This window comes from Metasolibacillus sp. FSL H7-0170 (assembly GCF_038593115.1).
In the GTDB taxonomy this organism is placed as follows: domain Bacteria; phylum Bacillota; class Bacilli; order Bacillales_A; family Planococcaceae; genus Metasolibacillus; species Metasolibacillus fluoroglycofenilyticus.
The window spans coordinates 1941624-1960965 of record NZ_CP151964.1; the positions used below are offsets into that span (position 1 = coordinate 1941624).

Consider the following 19342-nt stretch of genomic DNA (forward strand, 5'->3'; position numbering starts at 1 on the left):
TGGGAAAGCAGTTTGCATATGCTCTCCCTTAGCTAATCAATTCATCTAACGTTTTACAGAATCTAACACTTTGAATAAATCCTTACCGTAAAATTGTTCGCTTAGCTTATTTAGCGCATCCGTTTCCTTTAACTGCTGAATTGCTTTATCATAGGCATCTGCGAATTCCTGCTCCTTTTTATTAAATAGCGGCCATGTTTTAATTACTGCAAACTCGTTATACACAACATCATCCTTTAAATGATGATACGGGCCGCCCTCCGTTAATACTTGACCGTTAAAGCTACCTTCGATTTGTACACCACCATCTACACGCCCTTCATTCACCCATTGCACAACATCAACCGAAAACTCCTCCCCTGCCTGTAGCTTGACTTGGTTATCCGGATTCGCTTCATTGTATTCAGCAATGACTGTATACTGGGCGTTATTTGCCGCGATTGGCGCTAGCGTAAACCCTGCTGAAGCAAAGTCGCTCAAATTTTTAATATGGGCATTTTCTTTTTTTACAACAAGCCCTGCACTACTTAATCCTAAAAACTCCTGTGGAAAAATAAATTTTGCTGTTCGCTCCTCTGTCCAGAAGGCATTTTTCACACCTACCTGATACTTCCCTTGCTCAACACCGATTAATAAATCATCGTTCGACGTTCCAACAAATTCAAACTCGTAATCTTCTAAAATTTCATCGACTAATTTCATTACTTCAACGTCATAGCCTGTTGGATTACCGTTTTCATCAATATAAGTCATTGGCTTGCCTGACTGGTCATAAGCTACCTTTACCTTTTTCACCGCTTCTCCATTTGACGTTGTAGCAGCCTCGCCGTCACTGCACGCCACTAGTATAGAAACCGCTGCAAAGCTAATTGCTGTAAACTGTAATATTTTTTTAATTAACATGTAAAGTCTCTCCTTTTGCTTGTTGAATAGCTGCTTCAGCCAACTTTTTTATTGTCATATCATCCATTGGTGGATTGTGTAAGCCTGCCCTCACATCACGATAATAACGCTGCAGTGGATTATTGCGTTGCAAGCTTTTTGCACCAACTAAGCGCATCGCCTTATCCACAATTTGCAATGCATTATTTGTCACAACATGCTTGGCAATATTGAGCTCTTGCTGCACAAACTGTTTACGAGTCGGATTTATATAAGCCTCTGCCGCCCCGTACAATGTGAAGCGTGCTGTTGCCAGTGCTAACTCAATTTCTCCAATGAGTGCTTGCACATTTGGCAAGTCGCTTATCGGACCATTTAAGCTATTTGGTTTATGTGTTGTCGCAAAATGAACAGCATAATCACGTGCAGCTTGTGCGATACCTAAATAAGTAGTAGGAACTAATAATGCCCAACCATTCACCTTAAAACCTGTAGAATAACTCGGAATTTCAACCAAATCAGATGGCTTTAGCTCTACATTTTGCAATACTAAATCATGGCTACCTGTACCACGCATCGCAATTACATCCCATGTTTCATCGATTGTGACACCTTTGGCTTTGTGTGGAATAAGGAAAAATCCAATTTTCTCTTGCTCCTCTATCCAAGCAGATGTTAAAAAATAATCCAGCTCTGGTGCACCTGTTGTATAGTTTTTACGCCCATTAATTAACCAGCCTTCCGCCGTTTTCTTTGCAGTCGTTGTCGGTCTGCCACCACGTGTCGGACTACCCATAGCAAACTCGCTAACCGCACGATTAATAATTGCGCCGTTCGCTACTTCCTGCGCAAATTTTTGTAGCATCGCAGGCTCCCATTCCTCATGTTCAAATAAATCACCTACAGTTAACAGCGTCCAGCCTATAGTGAGCGCTGTACTTGCATCATAGCTAGCCAACGTTTCATGCAATAAAACTGCATCATAAATAGTGAAGCCCTCGCCGCCAAGCTGCTTTGGCAATGTAATTTTCGTATAACCAATCTCCCTTAATGCACGAATATTTTCATGCGGGAAGCTCCCAAGCTCATCAATTTGCTGCGAGCGACTTTTAAACGTCTCCTCCAACGTAGCAATTTTCTCTAACCATTGTCGCTGTTCTGTTGTTTTAATGAAAAGCTGTTTACTCACAATAATAGCCTCCCTAATTTTCAATCAATTTTGAATGATGTTGAAATTGATTGTACGACTAGCAAAAATGGAAGTCAATAGTTTATACCAAGTTTTTTTATAGGTTTTATATATTATTCAAAAAAAGCATATATGCCATAGCTTTTAAAATAAAAATTAAATGCTGGTATCTTAAAATAAAGAAAGTTTGAAAACACGCAAACGCAACTTTCAGACAAAACTTTTTTGAGAATCTCCCTCTCTGAATAACGTGCCTATTTTAGTCATGTCAAAGAAGCCTCAAATCAATCAGTTAGACATTAAAATACGGTTGAAAAGCCAATGCACAAAATAATCGCATGGCGTAGAGAAATGATTTTTTAAGTATTTGGAATTTATCGGTGGCTTTGAATATGATTAGGAGCTTTTAGATATTGGCAGTTTATAAATCATAGCCGCGGCCTACATTGAGATATCAGCGTTTTTTGCATTATATTAGCAGCTGTCATCTAGATATTTACAAATTGCCCTATTTTATTTGCAACCTCTCGGGTATATTTGCGGCTTGCCTTGATTTATTTGCGACTTTTCAAATATATTTGCGACTTGCCCTGGTTTATTTGCGACTTCTCGGATATATTTGCGACTTGACCCGATTTATTTGCAACTTCTCAAGTATGTTTGCGACTTGCCTTGTTTTATTTGCGACTTCTCGGATATATTTGCGGCTTGCCTTGATTTATTTGCGACTTTTCAAATATATTTGCGGCTTGCTTTGATTTATTTGCGACTTCTCGGATATATTTGCGACTTGACCCGATTTATTTGCGACTTTTCAAATATATTTGCAGCTTGCCCTGATTTATTTGCAACCTGTAGAATTATCTGCTCGTTTCCATGACTTATCTGTGTTTTACTTTTCCAACTAAAAAAGCTGAGGGTCGATTTTTTCGACAGCCTCAGCTTTTCATTTCCATATTACATCTTTTCGGGTGCGCTTACGCCGATTAATTTTAAAGCGTTTGCTAGTGTCGTGCGTACTGCTGTAATTAATGCAAGGCGTGCAGACGATAATTGCTCATTTTCCGCGTTTATTACTTTTTCAGCATTGTAGAAGCTATGGAATGCGGCCGCTAACTCTTGGATGTAATTAGCAATACGGTGCGGTGTACGGTGTTTCGCTGCATCTGCAACAACTTGCGGGAATGCACCTATCTTTTTCAATACATCAATTTCTTTTTCAGCCGTTAGTAGCTGTAAATTATCTAAGCTTGCTTGTAAGCCTTGCTCATCCGCTTGACGTAAAATCGAGCAAATACGAGCATGTGCATATTGCGCATAGTAAACAGGGTTTTCGTTTGACTGTGACACAGCTAAATCAAGGTCAAAGTCCATATGCGAATCGCCTGCTGTTTTAACGAAAAAGTACCGTACTGCATCCAAGCCTACCTCTTCTACAAGCTCACGCATCGTCACTGCGTTACCAGTACGCTTTGACATTTTGAACTTCTCACCGTTTTTATAAAGCTGTACCATTTGAATAACTTCTACCTCTAACGTATCGCGCTCGTAGCCAAGTGCCTCGATTGCTGCTTTCATACGTGGAATATAGCCATGGTGGTCAGCTCCCCAAATGTTAATTAGCTTATCGAAGCCGCGCACAATTTTATCCTCATGGTAAGCGATATCTGGTGTTAAGTAAGTGAACGAGCCATCATTTTTAATTAACACGCGGTCTTTATCATCACCAAATGTTGTCGAACGGAACCAAGTTGCCCCTTCCTCTTCAAAAACATGACCATTCGCACGCAATTTATCTAACGCTATTTCAATTTTCCCGTTTTCATATAATGATGTTTCTGAATACCACACATCAAATTCAACGCGGAAGTTTTTTAAATCATTTTGTAATTTTTCTAGCTCTAACTTCAAACCATGCTCACGGAAAAATTTAAAACGTTCTTCATCCGTTCGCTCTAAAATGCTTGCGCCATGTGCTTCGGCCAATTTACCCGCAATGTCGATAATATCTTGCCCATGGTAGCCATCCTCTGGCATTTCCGCCTCCATACCGAGCGCTTGCTTATAGCGTGCTTCTAGTGAATAAGCTAAATTATTAATTTGATTTCCAGCATCATTAATATAATATTCACGTGATACTGCATAGCCAGCGAAATCTAGTACATTACACAATGAATCCCCTACAGACGCTCCACGTGCATGCCCTAAGTGTAAATCGCCTGTTGGATTTGCTGATACAAACTCTACTTGTACTTTTTCGCCTGCGCCTGCTGTCGAACGACCATATGCTTCACCTTGCTCAAGCACCGCTTGGACAACGCCTGTTAAAAGATCTTTGCGCACCGTAATATTAATAAAGCCCGGTCCTGCAATATCAATTTTTTCAATATTCGCCCCTGCTAAATCAATATTTTCAACAATCGCCTCTGCAATTGCGCGTGGTGGCTTTTTCGCAAGCTTCGTTAGCTGCATCGCAATATTTGTTGCAAAATCCCCATTTGCCTTATCCTTCGGTGTTTCTAAATGAATTGTATATTCCGTACTTTCTTCAACCAATTGCGCCTTAGCAACTGCATTTGCTAAAGCCATTTTAATCGATTGTTGTAATTGCTCAACAGCGTTCATTATTTTACCTCCGTATAATGAATTTCTAATTTATAATTGCCTGCCACTGCACCACCTACAATTAAATCATAATGTGCAATAAATTGGCCTTGGATACTGCCTCTATTTGGCTCAAATGCTAAAGCGTATGTTTTGGTTACGAGCGGCAATGTGCCATAGACGCTTTCATAATGACCATTTTCCTTCTGTTCAATATTTAAAGGTAGGCGCATGTTGACATCGCCTCCACGCAAAATAAAGGCTTGTCCGTTTGCTAGCTTCACCGTCGTGCGAATATGAGCCTCTTTCTGCATTTCCTCATAACGCAAATAGCAACTGCCTGCTTTTTCCACATAGGAGCCTTGCAGCCATATTTCATACGTTTCAAGCTCACCGTCTGTCGGGATAATGGATGAAACAAGCTTAATTTTCACCTTTGTTCCTACATCCTGCATGCGCGGCACACTCCTTTTTTGTCAATGACTATAACCTTATTATTATAGGATGGTTTTCGCTGTTTAGGCAAGAGGTATCAACTAAACACTGTCGTAATAAATTTGTATCAAACGTTGATTTTTTTGCCCGTATACTTTTCTAATGATTGATACATTTTAAAAAACTTGCCGAGGTGCACAAGCAAATTAAATAAAACTCTTTGTATACTTAGAGACTTGCCCGCTATTAATGTGTTTTGCAATTTCAAAATTAAAATGAGATGGAAAATATTTTTGGGTACACCTTGCTCGTTCGTTAATCCATCATCCATCAAGCCATAATGAATTCTAACAGATTCCTCAAACTGTGACGGCGGAGTTAATTTCACCCGAAATTGCACATTTTCCTCATGGCGATTATTAAATGTATGTGCTGTGCCAATCTCGGCAGTAATCGACTGCCCCGTAGTTAAAACATGGTCCTGCTCTCCCACTGTAACTGTTAAGATGCCCTCTAAAATCGTAAACTCCTCGACAAATTCATCATGATAATGCAATGGTGGTCCCTCTCCATTTGGCGGCAACATCACCTCTATTAATAAATAGCGACCATTCGTATATGCTGCCGTCTCAATAAATGTAATTTGCTCACCTGTAAATTTATGCCGTACTGTAGCTGCTAGCATTTCCTTCACTCCCTTAAATTTCCGAATCCATTTATTATAAAGTGCCAAGGTTAAAATTTAGTTAAAAAATTTAAAAATGGGCTGGGACAAAACTAGCCTCTATATTTAACCACTACAATAAGGCATTTATTCATTCAAAGCGAATGCCTTTTGTGCGTGAATAACAATATCGAATACTACATACACTATGAAAGCCTTGACGATTTACCCTACAAGGGGTAAAATAATAGGCAGAAAGGTTCTTGTCGTGAGAATCGCATGTAGTACAACGTCCAAGTGGCTCTTGGGCGTTTTTTATTTTATCTAAAAGAAAACACCACCCAGTAAAATACTGAATGGTGCTCCTTGTTTACAGCATCATACGAAAGAAACGATAGATAGTGTCTATCACACGGAATACATCCGTTACGTATCGAAAGATGGCTAGTCTTTCTTTACGCCGTATTCTTTCTCTTAGCTTTGTTCTTTTTTGTCGTGAGAACTTAGGCATGTAGTGCACCTCCTTTCAAGAAAAAAGGAAGTCAGCTAGATGCTGCGTATTTATTGTAGCATGCTGATGTTACTCGTCAAGATTGCCTTGAATGCGGTCCCTAAGCTTTAGGTGGTCACACAGTAATATCTTTTCATTAAGAACTAGCGCTTTTTAATACCTTTAAATTAAAGAATTTCAAAATTACATACTTCAACGTTTCCTTTAAAGTGGTACCCCATTCACCTTCATTCGCTTCGTTGAATTTTGAGTTTCAATATCACGAACAACTTTATCGTAGTCTTTTCCAAACATTTCGGCAATTGTTAAACTGTCTGTAATAACTTGGCTATCTTGAATAAATACTAATTGACTCATGTTAATGCTCCTTTCAAATTTGACCTACTCCCACTTACACACTGCCAAGCTTGAAAGTACCTTACTCCTAGTCCACTTAGTGTACTACTGAACCATACTAAGCAGCATGAAGATATTGTTTACTATAGCTTATTTTTAACAATTGCTTATAAAGGGCGAAATATCGACTTTGCTAATCAAACAATCACAATTGAGCGAACAAGAGGGAATAACGGTGTAAACAAAGAATAGCGAATGTAAGATAGCATGGTCATAGAGCAGCTACAAAAGCTATCCAACGGCTGTTAAAGCGTTGTTATTTTCACATGACCGCAAGCTACATAATGATCTAACGAAAGATGATTCGTTTATTTTTCTATCACCACATACTTGTTTCTACAGGCTTAAATGCAATCTTTAATCGCCTCGTAAAGGCAGTTAAGCTACCAGCTACAACGATACATGGTTTACGGCATACACATGCTACCATCCTTATGAATAACAGTATTCCTGATAAAGCCATTGCGGAACATTTAGGAAACACTCCCGAAATGATTCATTCGGTTTGTGGACATGTACTACAAGAGATGGAAGCTCAAACTGTAGCAGTGTTTAGTGAGAGCTTAAAAGGAAATGGGGCTAAAAGTGGGGCTAGCTCTCAGCTAAACCCCACTCAAACCGCTTCATATCAATGTTTATAAAGTCCTCGTTATTTCACCCAGCCGAGAATCATTTCACGAATAAGCTTTGCGGCTGTGTTAGCTGTCATTTCAGACACATCATAAATTGGAGCTACTTCAACTAAATCGAAACCAACTACGTTGACACCACTGCCTGCGATGGCGTGGATAGATGCAAGTAGCTCCTTCGGTGTAATACCACCGCAATCTACTGTACCTGTACCTGGTGCGTGCCCTGGGTCTAGAACATCGATGTCGATTGTTACATAAACATTGCGACCAGCAAGTGTTGGTAATACTTGCTTTAATGGCTCTAGCACTTCGAATTTTGAAATATGCATGCCATTTTCCTTTGCCCAAATAAATTCTTCCTTTAGTCCAGAGCGAATGCCAAATGAATATACATTATGCGGTCCAATATGCTCTGCAATTTTACGAATAGGTGTTGCGTGTGAATACGGCTCGCCTTCATAATCTGTTCGTAAATCTGTATGTGCATCAAAATGAATTACTGCTAAATCATTATATTTTTCGTACACGGCCTCCATTACCGGAAGGGATACTAAATGTTCACCGCCCATACCAATTGGCACCTTACCGTCAGCTAACACCTTGCGCACAAATCCTTTAATTTCCTCTAATGACTGCTTCGGATTTCCGAATGGTAGTGGAATATCTCCCGCATCGAAAAACTTTACTTCCTCCAACTCACGATCTAAATATGGGCTGTATTCCTCTAAGCCAATCGATACTTCTCGAATACGTGTTGGACCGAAGCGAGAGCCTGGACGATAGCTGACTGTCCAATCCATCGGCATACCATATAAAACAGCCTTTGCTTGCTCATAATTTTGATGACTTTTAATAAATACATTACCTGAATATGTTTCATCGAATCTCATAGGTCGTTCACCTGCTTATTATTATTCGGTCTTCAACGACGGGCTATTCTGCCTAGCTCGTTAATGCCATGTTTATTGTATTTTATTCTTGCCATTGTACGCAAGTAGCCTTATGCGAAACCTTTATTCGACATTTTTCGTATACATAGACACAAGCTCAAAGATTTTTTAGATACTTGTATGAAAAATAAGGGTTCAGACACATACTATACGTAGCACGAATTGTGTGTAAATTGTGTGTGTGCCTGGCACTCAAAACAACGGGGTGATTGTTAATGAAACGACAACATTATATTCGCCGAAAAAAACGTAAGCGCTTTGGTAAAAGGCTTGCTTTATTAACAGTCGCCATGCTCTGCGCTGCCGCTGTGGCGTTATTATCACTTCGCATTTATGCACAAATTGCAGGAGCGCCGACATTGACTGTACCGAAGGCGACTGTTTTTTTAGATCAGCACGACCATCAAATTGGCGACTACTTTCAATCAGAGCGTCGTTATTGGTTAGAGCTAGATAAGATGTCACCGTATTTAGCCGAAGCTACTATTGCTATCGAGGATAAAGATTTTTATCAGCATGGTGGATTTGATTATTCGAGAATCGCTGGTGCCGTACTTGCAGACATTAAAGCAGGACGTAAAGTGCAAGGCGCAAGTACATTAACTCAGCAATACGCCCGTAATTTATATTTATCACATGAAAAAACATGGACACGCAAAATAAATGAAGCACTCTATGCATATCGTTTAGAAATTTTCTATTCAAAGGACGAAATTTTAGAAGGCTACTTAAATACGGTATATTATGGGCACGGTATGTATGGTGCTGAAGCAGCAAGTCGCTATTATTTTGGTAAATCAGCGAGCGACCTCACTTTAGCGGAAGCGGCGATGCTTGCAGGCATCCCAAAAGGTCCGACCTACTATTCACCAATTGCTAATCTTGAAAAAGCAACGAATCGTCAAAAGCTTATTTTAAGCTTAATGGAGCAGCAGGAAAAGATTACTACTGAAGAGAAAGTTCATGCTGAAAAAGAAGAGCTTGTTTATAAAAACAGCGAATGGGTCGCTAGTAAATCAATTGCTCCTTATTTTTTAGATGTAGTATGGACAGAAGCCAGCGAAATATTAGAGTCTAAAAATATGAATATTAGCGAAGGCGGCTGGACAATTAAAACTACATTAAACCAAGCACATCAAAATGCCGCTGAGCAGGCTGTTCAAAAAAACATGCCAAACACTGACTTGCAGGTCGGTCTCGTAAGCTTAGATGTTGATACGGGCTACGTCACAGCGCTTGTTGGTGGGCGTGATTACAGCAAGAGCTCATTTAATCGTGTCACCCTTGCGGAAAGGCAGCCCGGCTCGTCAATAAAACCAATTTTGTACGCTGCAGCATTAGAAAATGGCTTTACACCACTGACCTTTTTAAATGTAAGTGAAACAATATTCACTTATGATGATGGGCGTGCTACTTATAAGCCACAAAATGTAAATGGACAATTTGCAGCACAGGATATGTCCCTTGCACAAGCAATGGCTATTTCAGACAATATTTACGCTGTGAAAACGTTAGAGCAGGTTGGCTATAAAGCCTTTCGGGAAATGTTACAACGCTTTGGGTTAAATTATACCGAGAAGGACAACCCTTCCATTGCACTCGGCACAATTGAAACATCACTGTATGATTTAACAAATGCCTATAATACAATTGCCGCAGGGGGAGAAAAACGCAACGCAACAACTATTTTGTCAATTACAAATGCCAAGGGAGATGTCGTTTATAAATATACGGAGCCTGAAACAAAGCATGTTTTAACTGAACAAGATGCTTATTTACTAACAGATATGATGACAGGCATATTCGACCCTGTTTATAGTGATTATTCACCTGCGACAGGTGTGTCTATTCGTGGGCGTATGACTCATACGTACGCTGCTAAATCAGGTACAACGATTAGTGACCAATGGTTAATTGGCTATACGCCAAGCATTACAGCTGGTGTTTGGAATGGCTACGACCAAGGCAAAACATTATCCGTTCAAGAAGACATGGCCGCAACCAAGCAAGTATGGATTGACTTTATGGAAACCGTTCATAATGGCAAAGCAAACGAAAACTTCCTGGTGCCAGATGGAATTCAAGGTGTCGTTATCGATATCGAAACGGGCAAGCTAGGGATGGATGCATGTCCAAAGCAGCGCCTTATTTATATGAAAGAAACAGATGTACCAACCGAAAAATGCCGCTCCTTTGAAATCTTCGAACCAGATACATGGGGGAGCTGGCTCGACTTTGAAGTGTTCCGCAACTTTTGGCGCAACTAATGCGTCATAATGAACAGAACCTAATCAAAAAAGCTCTTTCTTCCCCGGAATAACGGTTTCCGTGGGAAGAAAGAGCCTTCTTTTATGGTAAACGTAAGCATGAGAATCATGGGGCATTCGGCTTGGGTTGGTTCAAATGCCGCATAGCTCTCATAGCTTGTCCATTTACCAAAGTGTCCTAGCTCACTAGCTGTAAGCCTTACATACAAGTTTACTTTTTTTCATGTGCACTTTCAACCACCTTATGCCCACTGAAGGCAATTGTCACATTTTGTTCATCTATTTTTCAGTAATGTAGCAAAAAGGATTGACGATAGCTAAATCAGTAATAAAGTGAATGTATTTTAGTGTGGAGTTTAGTTTTTGCGAAAGAATTATGTACGGTTTTGTAGGGGTATCTGTAGTTTTTCATGAAGTTATCTGCGGTTTCGCGTAGTTATCTGTGTTTTTCATAGTATCTAAGTTATCTATATTTTTTGGGGGATTTATGTACAATTTCATAAGATTTGTTTGTATTTGTGCATGGGCGGTCAAACATGGTGGACCGCCCATGACTTTTTAGGCTAAATCATTGCGGAGCTTGGCGTCGCTTCGATTCCATAGCTCACTGTTATGCTGCTGTAAAAATTCAGTGAGTATTTTTTTGGAGACATCATCCATATGGTCAACAATAATTTGGCGTTTCATGGATTTATCCATTTTATTTACATGGTCAGCTAAAATTTTATAGCCTCGGCGTTTTTCGCGGTTGACAACCATTTCACATGCTGTCACACCTGCGTAGTAAGGTCCTTCCTCTTTGTAATCAATCGTTACCCATACGAGCCAATAATTTTTACCACCTGCAGAATCCTCTCGATTCACGGTAAATTTAATGCCACGTTCTACATCACTTTTCGCATGCATTGCGCCGATATCCACAATAGCTGTTTTTTCTTCCACATCTATAATAACAGGCGATACATTTTCCAATGATAAAGAACCAATTCCAAATCCTTTATGCCCATCTGTTGGGTCATTTTTTATAATCGTAAAGCCCATTTTTTGCTTTGGTTTTTCTTCATTAAACATCTCGTATAACCTCCAATTGTGCTATTATTAATAATATACACTAAAATACATAGAGGGGGGCAATATTATGCCAATCATTACGATTAAAATGCTCGAAGGACGCACGGATGAGCAAAAGCGTGCTTTAGTGCAAGAAGTCACAGAGGCTGTATCTAAAACAGTGAACGCACCAAAAGAAAATATTTCGATTATTATTGAAGAAATGTCAAAAAATCATTACGCGAATGCAGGCGTGCTTCATATCGACAAATAATTACACAGAGCTATGGTTATCCAAAAAGGGTGTACCTTTTTCGAACAACTTAGCTTCTATATTAAATATTCACTCTGCGATAGTAACAATACATTGTCACTATCCTCAGTGCAAGCGGCCTTCTCAAAATGACTTTTCAGACGGCTTCTTTCTATAAGGCAGGTGCTTATGAAAAAATTACGCTCTATTTTGAATATTTTGGCAATAATCGCACTTTTTGCGGTTGGGCTGACACTCATTTTTATCAAGCCGATTCAAGCATTACTTGTACAACGATTAAGCGAGGAGCTTGTCACTGTTTCAACATCTTCTGAAATGCTTGAATTTAACGATGAAATAGAGGCAGATTTCGATTTTGAAGAGGTACAATCTTTGTCGATTTGGGAAGTATTACAGGCACAGGCAAACCGCAAGGATTTACCTGTAATTGGTAGTATTGGCATTCCAAGTGTCGACATGCAGCTCCCAATTTTGAAAGGGGTCGGCAAAAATGCATTGGCGGTTGGCGCTGGTACGATGAAGCCCGAACAAATAATGGGTCAAGGAAACTACGCTTTAGCTGCCCACTATTTTGAGGACCGTGATATTTTATTTGGCCCACTGTATCATAGCGAAATCGGTGATACGATATATTTAACAAATGCTAATGCTATTTTCGAATATCATATTACAAAAATTGAAGTAGTTGAAGCAACGGCCGTACACGTCATTGACGATGTAGCAAACGAAACGCTATTAACACTCATTACATGCGCTGATGAAGGTGTAAGACGTCTCTTCGTACAGGCAAGCTTTTCAAAGCAATATGACTTGGATGCACCACCAGAAGCGCTCACTAAAATTGCTAATTAAACAGAGAAAACCCCTCAAACAAATGGATTATCCATCGCTTGAGGGGTTTCTTTTTGATTATTTTTCTGTTGTCATAAAGCGACGACGTAATAACACGAAGCCTAGTGCTAATAATCCAAAGCCGACAACCATTGCAGTTGTTGAATTTGCATCATTTGTTTGTGGCAGTTTGTTTTGGTTATTATTCGCTGCCGCAAGCACGTTAGCCGCTTCTTTCAATTCATTTAGAAGGCTTCTCACTAAATCCATGTTTACAAGCTCGTCAACGTATGCTTGCTCCTCTGGAGATAATGATTCATATTGCTTAATGAATGCTTCTAGGTCTTGAATTGTTTGCTGAAGCTTCGCTGGATCTTTCGCTAGTTCTTCAACAATTTGAGGAATATTCGGTACTTCATAGCGTACCGGCTCCTCTGAACCTGGTGTTGGTGGTACCGGCACGATACCTGGGATTTGAGGAATTTTCTTAATTACTTCCTCTACTCCTGGTGGTGTCGTTGGCTCTTCTGGTGCTGTTGGTGGAGTTGTTGGCTCCTCCGGTGTTGTCGGTGGAGTTGTTGGCTCCTCTGGCGTTGTTGGTGGAGTTGTTGGCTCCTCCGGTGTTGTTGGTGGAATTGTTGGCTCCTCTGGCGTTGTTGGTGGTGTTCCACCGCCGCCTCCACCGCCTCCACCACCAGGTGTTGGTGGAGTTGGCTTAGCCAATGCCTGACATTCTACAACTGTAATCGTAAGTGGTGATTCTGTACCTACAATCACTTGATACTCACCCGGTTCAACTGTATAAGGAACTGTCGCTTTACCATCTACGTCTGTCGTACCCGTTACAATTGTATTACCTAATTTATCTTTTACAGTAAATGCTACATTTTCACGTGCGTTACCATTAACGTCTTGAATTGTTAATGTGAATAGCGGACATGCATTTGCTGGAACTTGAACTTCCGCTCCACATACTTCATCTGTGTAGCTTACAGTGATTGTACCTAGTACTTTTCCAGCCTCATTAACAATTTTATATGTCTCATCTTGTTTTAACGGACCACTTCCACCATCGCGCTCATAAATGATTTGCCCATCATTATTTGTTTCACGATTTGCAACTACTACATGACCATTTTCATCAACAATGCTTACTTTCACACCAGCTTGAACGGATGTTCCATCTGCTGTTTTCACTGTTAATGTAAACTGTGGACATGCATTTCTAGGAAGCTCCACTGCTTCACAGTTATCTGCATATGTTACTTTTACTGGCTCTGTGCCAATTTGGCTCCCCTTCGAACCGTCTTCATTCACTTCATAAACAGTGTAATACCCCGGTTCTTGGTTTGCTGGGAACTCTACTTTACCATCTTCGCCTACCTCAAGTGGGTCAGATGTAATAGGGTTACCATTTGCATCTTCAACAATAACTTTTGTACCTTGTTCTTCATTGCTACCATCTGGTTTTTTCACGATAATTGTGAATACTGTACATGCACGTGGTTTTTCTACTGCATCGGCACAATCACTAGCATAAGAAACTTGGAATGCACCATCAACACTATCAAATGTTCTAACTTTACCATGTGCATCTGTATAAGATACTACTGTATAGTTACCCGGCTCTAATGAATAAACTCCGTCAGTTACTGGGAAAATCACTTGACCATTTTCACCTACTGCATAGTCAGTTGTAGCTGTTTCACCATCTTTTAAAATCGTTACGATTGTACCCTCTGGTAATAAGCCATCTTCATTGCTTACCGTTAGGGTGAATTGTGAACATCCTGATACTAGTGGTTGAACTGTAGCTTCACAGTTTAATGTTTCAACTGTATATGTTTCACCATCTACCTCAACAGTATATAGCCCTGGCAGAATTGGATTATTTTCTCCACCGCCAATTGTAATTTTGCCATCTATAGTATTTACATTTGCAATTTCAGAACCATTTGCATCCTTTACAACTACTTGTGTACCATCTGCTACAGGATTTCCATCCACATCATTTACATGAACTGTGAATTGCGGACATGATGGGCTCTGAATTAACTCAGTTTCACAGTTACCTTTATATGAAACAGTAATTTTGCCTAAGAATTGATTACCTTCATATACTGCATAATCTCCAGCTTTTAAACCATCTTCATTGTCTCTAGTAGATGGTAATTTTACTTGACCATTTTCGTCTGTTTCCAGCAACACTGTGTCACCTTGTGTATCTTTCACAATAACAGTTTGGCCTTGTTCATCTATTAATGTGATAGTTGCGTTTTGACGTGGGTTTTGACCATCACCGTTCTCATCCGCAGATTCAAAAATCGTAATTGTGAATTGTGGACATGCTGGCTGTGGTTGTACCTCAGCATTACAATCTGAACCGCTATACTCGACTGTGACATCTGCCTGATAACCATCTTCATAAGTAACTTCATACTCACCAGCAATTAAAACAGGTTGAGCTCCACTTATACTTGCATTACGTTTAAATTCAATTTCACCATCATTTATAGTAACAATTTGAGCGAAACCTGTTACTTTATTTGTTAATGTGATATTTTCACCATTTACCAGTTGAGCGTCAACGTCTCTTACTGTTAATTCGAAGTAATCACATACCCCACCTACAATTGGCATATTTTGAATTTCTACAACTTGCTTGCCAATATATTCTCCCGTGGTAGCTACATTTGCTCGATTTAAAGCAAAGTTAAATGTTTCTTGATTATAACCATCTGGAACAATCGTTTCATCTAAGTAGTACATACCTTCAGCTAACATATAACCAAAGTCTAATATACCGTCTTCATCTGTTGTTCCTGTCACAAGCACTTTGTTTCCACCGTATTGACTTCTTAAATTAAACGTTACACCTTCTAATGGTTCACCAGTTGCTGCATCTGTTTTTACAATAACAAATGGTACTTTAATGCCTGTGGCACCTGCCCCATAGTTAATTGCTGCAGATAATACGTAATCAGAGCCTGAAGTTCTATCTACACCTACGTAGTCTGCAGTAACCGTATTCTCTGCTCCAGTACCTGATGCACCAATAAATATTGTTTCATACTCTACGAAATAAGCATCTTCGACAGCCCCTAGAGTTAATGTGAATGTTCCATTTCTCACATTAATATCTAAGTCATATTCATCAGATGCTAAAAGTGTTCGATTTACTGTTGGGGAGGCTGGTGTTTCACCCGTCAGCTCAACCTTATAAACCTTAAATGTATCCTCTAAAATAATTTGGTTCGGGTTATCGTCAGCATCTTTTCCAACAGTATCTGTAATAACTACATCTTTTAATTCTGATTGTGCATAGTTAAATTCAAAATTCCATGCAATTTGTTGACTATTTGGAGTAACTGTAGCGTATTTTTCTAAAATCTTTTCTGTTTTCTCTACGTTAACAGTAGTCTCCCATCTAGCATTGAATATTGTACCATTATATAACTCTGCTGTATTCGTAATACTTAAGCTACTACCAGTATGTTCAATTACATCATCTGTATCAACAGATTCATACGTAACTTTTACTGGACCGGTAATTTCACCTAACTCTAAGCGAATTTCATTAGGAACCGTCGCACTATTCGAAACATTTAAAGTACCAGTTCGGCTAAAAGTACCCGCAGCATTTACTGTACCTGTTTCCACTACGATGTTTTGTATTGTTTGAGTTGTTGGAAGCGCATCTACAAATATAGCATTTTCTAACGTATTGTAATTAAAGTTTAATTCTACATCCCAATAAAAAGTTTTCTCTGCATAGTCGTAGTGTCCAGATTTTTTACCATTCGCTTGTTGCTCAGCTCTAGGAAAATGTGTAGCAGAGTCCGTAACTCCCTCTGGTGGCAAATTATAATTTGTCATATGAACAGAGTTGCGATATTGGTTGTCATTTTGACCATCATTTTTAATATCGTATTCTGTTGTATAACTAATCGTAATACGCTCATTTGTAGCGCTTATTAGAGTGATTGTGAAACCATCTTTATTGTTATTAGTTAAAGTATATCCAGATCCTCTGGTTAAAGCTGTACCACCAACATTAACAATTAATGTACCTTCTATTAATGTTAAGTTGTTGTCTGTAAAAGTATCTGTAAAGACTGTACCTGCAACTAATTCATAACCTGCTTGGTTTGCTGTAATTGTCCAATCCATCGTTTTCTGTTCATAGTTAATACCATTGTTTACTGCTGCTTTATTTAATAATAAACTATTTTTATTATACGTTACATTTGCAGATTGTTCTTCTCCAGGCATATCTGGACGTTCTACAGTGTTAATAACTGGAATGTTATTAACTGGATAAACATTCGCTTTTGGCTGTGTTTTATAAGTAATCGTATAGGCTTTATCTATATTACCAGTAAAATCAATTTCAAATGTATTGGAACCAGGTATATGATTGATAACATAGTTACTCTCATCTGGGCTCACTTTAATACCCGCGATACCATCGACTAATTCTTGAGAATCTGTCCATGTATCCGTAATTTTCGCAACAGCTTCTGAAATTGTACGTTTATTATAATTGTATCTAATTTGCCAAGCTGTTGTTAAATCCGATGCACTTGGCTGTTTCGTAACAGATTTTGCTAATGGGTCACCAAAATTAACATGTTGGCTTCCTTGGGCTGTTTCACCATTATACTTTGCCGTATTTCTAAATGCGTGGTCTCTTACATTACCTGGATCTCCTACAAGTGTACGATATTTAATTTTGTAGCCTGTATATGTCGTATCAGGTAAATTAAATGACATTGTAGTAGCAGTGTATGTTATATCACTTACTGGAACTTGTTGTGGAGTTCCTTCATTGCCAATCCCCGCAGGTGTAATTGTAATTGGTGTAATTGTTACTGGATGATTTTGATCATATTCTAAAAGCGGGTCTAGCTCATCCTCAAATATTTGTGGACCTGTAGTTTGTGCATTCGTATTAACAGTTACAACCCAATCAATCCACTGGCTATCTTGACCATTACCATCGACTGTATCAACGTCCTTATTAACAGTTGTCCCTTGCCCTGCTCGTGGGTTAAATTTCAACGTAATTGTTTCGGAACCTGGGATATCAATGTCTTTTTCCCATTCAGTATTATTAGCATCAAACCGAGCTGTAATATTAAAGAAAGCCTCTTCAATTGCAAAAGGCCCACCGAATTCATCTAAAATATTGTCATTGAAAGTAATTTCTACTGCATTCCCTTGGACACTAAACGTACCATAACCACTTACATTCCCTTGCCCTTGAATATTATTAAATATTGGATCTAAAGGAATTGTTAACTTAGATCCCGGTCCATATGGATGCCCTTCTTGTAAAGCAAATTCAAATTGGAACTGCGCAGTATCACCGTTCCGAACAGATAATTCTGTCATACTTTCAACATTTTGGCCATTTAATGTTACAGATTGAATAATGTCTAAATCTACATCCTCCTGATAAACTCTGTCACTTAAAGGGCCCACAATGTTTTGTGGCACATCTAATGAAGCCGTATCTTCAGATGTTACTTGTGATTCCTCACCAACATCCCCTCCCCCATTATTTTCCTCTACTGGCGGTGTTTGTTCAGGAATGATTACTTCGTCCGCAAATACCGACAACGGTCCAATCAACGTCTGGAACACTAATAGCATTGTCAGCATTGCAATATTAATCTTTTTCCTCATGTCCCTCTCCTCTTCTTAGGTGTGAGAGATTGCCCTTGTTGTTTGCTGACGACGTGTAACCTAATGTTAGGAATGGCTACTGCAAACAGTTGGCTAGTCTCTCTTTCCTAGTTTAGTTAGTCGTCATTGTCGAACACACATTCAATCTTTGAAGAAAAGCGGAGACAAGGTCACTTTGTTGCCTGTTTCCTAAAATATGTGTATTCATTTTTTGTAACGAGCCGATAAAAATTTGTCTCACCTCCTTCAAAGCATCGGCATATTTAAGGGCTTAATTGGAATTAGATTTTAGTTAATTTGTCTACTCCTATTTTACGGAAGACACCTAAACAAATTCTGTACAGCCTTTGGTACTAGAAGGCTTTCATACCTTCATCAATCTATATGTCTACAAAGTCGTAATATAACTAATTTTCCCATTATAAAAACCGACAAAAAAACCTTAACTAAATATGAAAGTTCATAAATAGTTAAGGTTTTAACTCATGTTTTTATTTTTTTACTTTGCTCACTAATTTTTTTATGTTTTTTAACAGTACAGGCTTTACTTCTTTATGTTTACTTTCTGCCCCATCAAATTTTGCTACCGAGCTTACTGCTGTTACTGGTGCTTCTACCACCACCATTGTTGCCGATGCTTTAATTGGGCTACAAGCGATGATAATTGCTGCTAGTAAAACAAGTGTTACTGTATTGATTTTTTTCTTCATAATTTCCTATGCCCCCGTTTATTCCTTATATTTCAAGTTGGTAGTATCTCGATTAATCATGTATTCTAAAATATATACTTAATGACCTACATCCATAATCATCGGCTGGATAAATATAAAATTAAGTAGTCTTAAATACTTAATTTTAATTTCAAATATTTTTCTAACTAGTTCTTTTCTCTATGTATTTATAATTTCTTCAATGGTCGAACTCCTTCTCAGTGCAGTGGAAAATTAGCTTTCTACTTATTTTTATTTT

The 19342-nt window shown here is 38.9% G+C and carries 14 protein-coding genes; 4 read left to right on the top strand and 10 right to left on the bottom strand.

All coding sequences use genetic code 11. From position 1 onward, the window contains the following. Positions 1 to 45: 45 nt before the first annotated feature. The 6 genes from MHH70_RS09015 to MHH70_RS09040 all read right to left on the bottom strand — a co-directional run bounded on the left by MHH70_RS09015 (position 46) and on the right by MHH70_RS09040 (position 6642). On the bottom strand, positions 46 to 903 hold the full coding sequence (locus MHH70_RS09015) for a transporter substrate-binding domain-containing protein (RefSeq protein WP_342473135.1): 858 nt from the start codon (positions 901 to 903) through the stop codon (positions 46 to 48). Beyond that, entirely contained in the window at positions 893 to 2071 is a 1179-nt protein-coding gene (locus MHH70_RS09020) for an acyl-CoA dehydrogenase family protein (protein ID WP_342473136.1), read from the bottom strand. Before MHH70_RS09020 ends, MHH70_RS09015 begins: the two co-directional genes overlap by 11 nt. A 957-nt stretch (positions 2072 to 3028) precedes the next feature. Next, complete coding sequence (gene argS / locus MHH70_RS09025; protein ID WP_107942017.1) at positions 3029 to 4696, bottom strand: arginine--tRNA ligase; 1668 nt, start codon at positions 4694 to 4696, stop codon at positions 3029 to 3031. Then, positions 4696 to 5130: a DUF1934 domain-containing protein gene (locus MHH70_RS09030; RefSeq protein WP_342473137.1), complete on the bottom strand. Its 435-nt coding sequence runs from the start codon at positions 5128 to 5130 to the stop codon at positions 4696 to 4698. The genes argS and MHH70_RS09030 overlap by 1 nt, the downstream gene beginning before the upstream one ends. Before the next feature lie 107 nt (positions 5131 to 5237). Next, positions 5238 to 5795 (bottom strand): cupin domain-containing protein, encoded by a 558-nt coding sequence (locus tag MHH70_RS09035; protein ID WP_342473138.1) that lies wholly within the window; start codon positions 5793 to 5795, stop codon positions 5238 to 5240. Positions 5796 to 6489: 694 nt separating this feature from the next. After that, a complete protein-coding gene (locus tag MHH70_RS09040) occupies positions 6490 to 6642 on the bottom strand; it encodes a hypothetical protein (RefSeq protein WP_161485097.1) in 153 nt (50 codons plus the stop codon). A gap of 338 nt (positions 6643 to 6980) precedes the next feature. On the opposite strand from MHH70_RS09040, the gene MHH70_RS09045 reads away from it, so the two are divergent. Beyond that, positions 6981 to 7322 (top strand): tyrosine-type recombinase/integrase, encoded by a 342-nt coding sequence (locus MHH70_RS09045; protein ID WP_342473139.1) that lies wholly within the window; start codon positions 6981 to 6983, stop codon positions 7320 to 7322. Positions 7323 to 7330: 8 nt separating this feature from the next. Here MHH70_RS09045 and speB read toward each other — a convergent pair whose 3' ends face one another. Further along, a complete protein-coding gene (gene speB, locus MHH70_RS09050) occupies positions 7331 to 8203 on the bottom strand; it encodes an agmatinase (RefSeq protein ID WP_066168162.1) in 873 nt (290 codons plus the stop codon). Positions 8204 to 8478: 275 nt separating this feature from the next. Here speB and MHH70_RS09055 point away from each other — a divergent pair, with 275 nt between their 5' ends. Beyond that, complete coding sequence (locus MHH70_RS09055; RefSeq protein ID WP_107942014.1) at positions 8479 to 10530, top strand: PBP1A family penicillin-binding protein; 2052 nt, start codon at positions 8479 to 8481, stop codon at positions 10528 to 10530. 558 nt (positions 10531 to 11088) lie between these two features. Here MHH70_RS09055 and MHH70_RS09060 read toward each other — a convergent pair. Continuing rightward, complete coding sequence (locus MHH70_RS09060; RefSeq protein WP_066168157.1) at positions 11089 to 11601, bottom strand: YwhD family protein; 513 nt, start codon at positions 11599 to 11601, stop codon at positions 11089 to 11091. A gap of 67 nt (positions 11602 to 11668) precedes the next feature. Here MHH70_RS09060 and MHH70_RS09065 point away from each other — a divergent pair, with 67 nt between their 5' ends. Both MHH70_RS09065 and MHH70_RS09070 read left to right on the top strand, forming a co-directional pair. After that, the gene (locus tag MHH70_RS09065; protein WP_066168154.1) at positions 11669 to 11854 is read left to right on the top strand and encodes a 2-hydroxymuconate tautomerase; all 186 of its coding nucleotides are present in this window, start codon (positions 11669 to 11671) and stop codon (positions 11852 to 11854) included. Between the two features lie 168 nt (positions 11855 to 12022). Next, positions 12023 to 12706 (top strand): class A sortase, encoded by a 684-nt coding sequence (locus tag MHH70_RS09070; RefSeq protein ID WP_107942012.1) that lies wholly within the window; start codon positions 12023 to 12025, stop codon positions 12704 to 12706. Between the two features lie 57 nt (positions 12707 to 12763). On the opposite strand, the gene MHH70_RS09075 is transcribed toward MHH70_RS09070, so the two are convergent. Both MHH70_RS09075 and MHH70_RS09080 read right to left on the bottom strand, forming a co-directional pair. After that, on the bottom strand, positions 12764 to 18373 hold the full coding sequence (locus MHH70_RS09075; RefSeq protein ID WP_342471327.1) for a collagen binding domain-containing protein: 5610 nt from the start codon (positions 18371 to 18373) through the stop codon (positions 12764 to 12766). A gap of 491 nt (positions 18374 to 18864) precedes the next feature. After that, on the bottom strand, positions 18865 to 19083 hold the full coding sequence (locus MHH70_RS09080; RefSeq protein ID WP_066168144.1) for a hypothetical protein: 219 nt from the start codon (positions 19081 to 19083) through the stop codon (positions 18865 to 18867). Positions 19084 to 19342 lie beyond the last annotated feature (259 nt).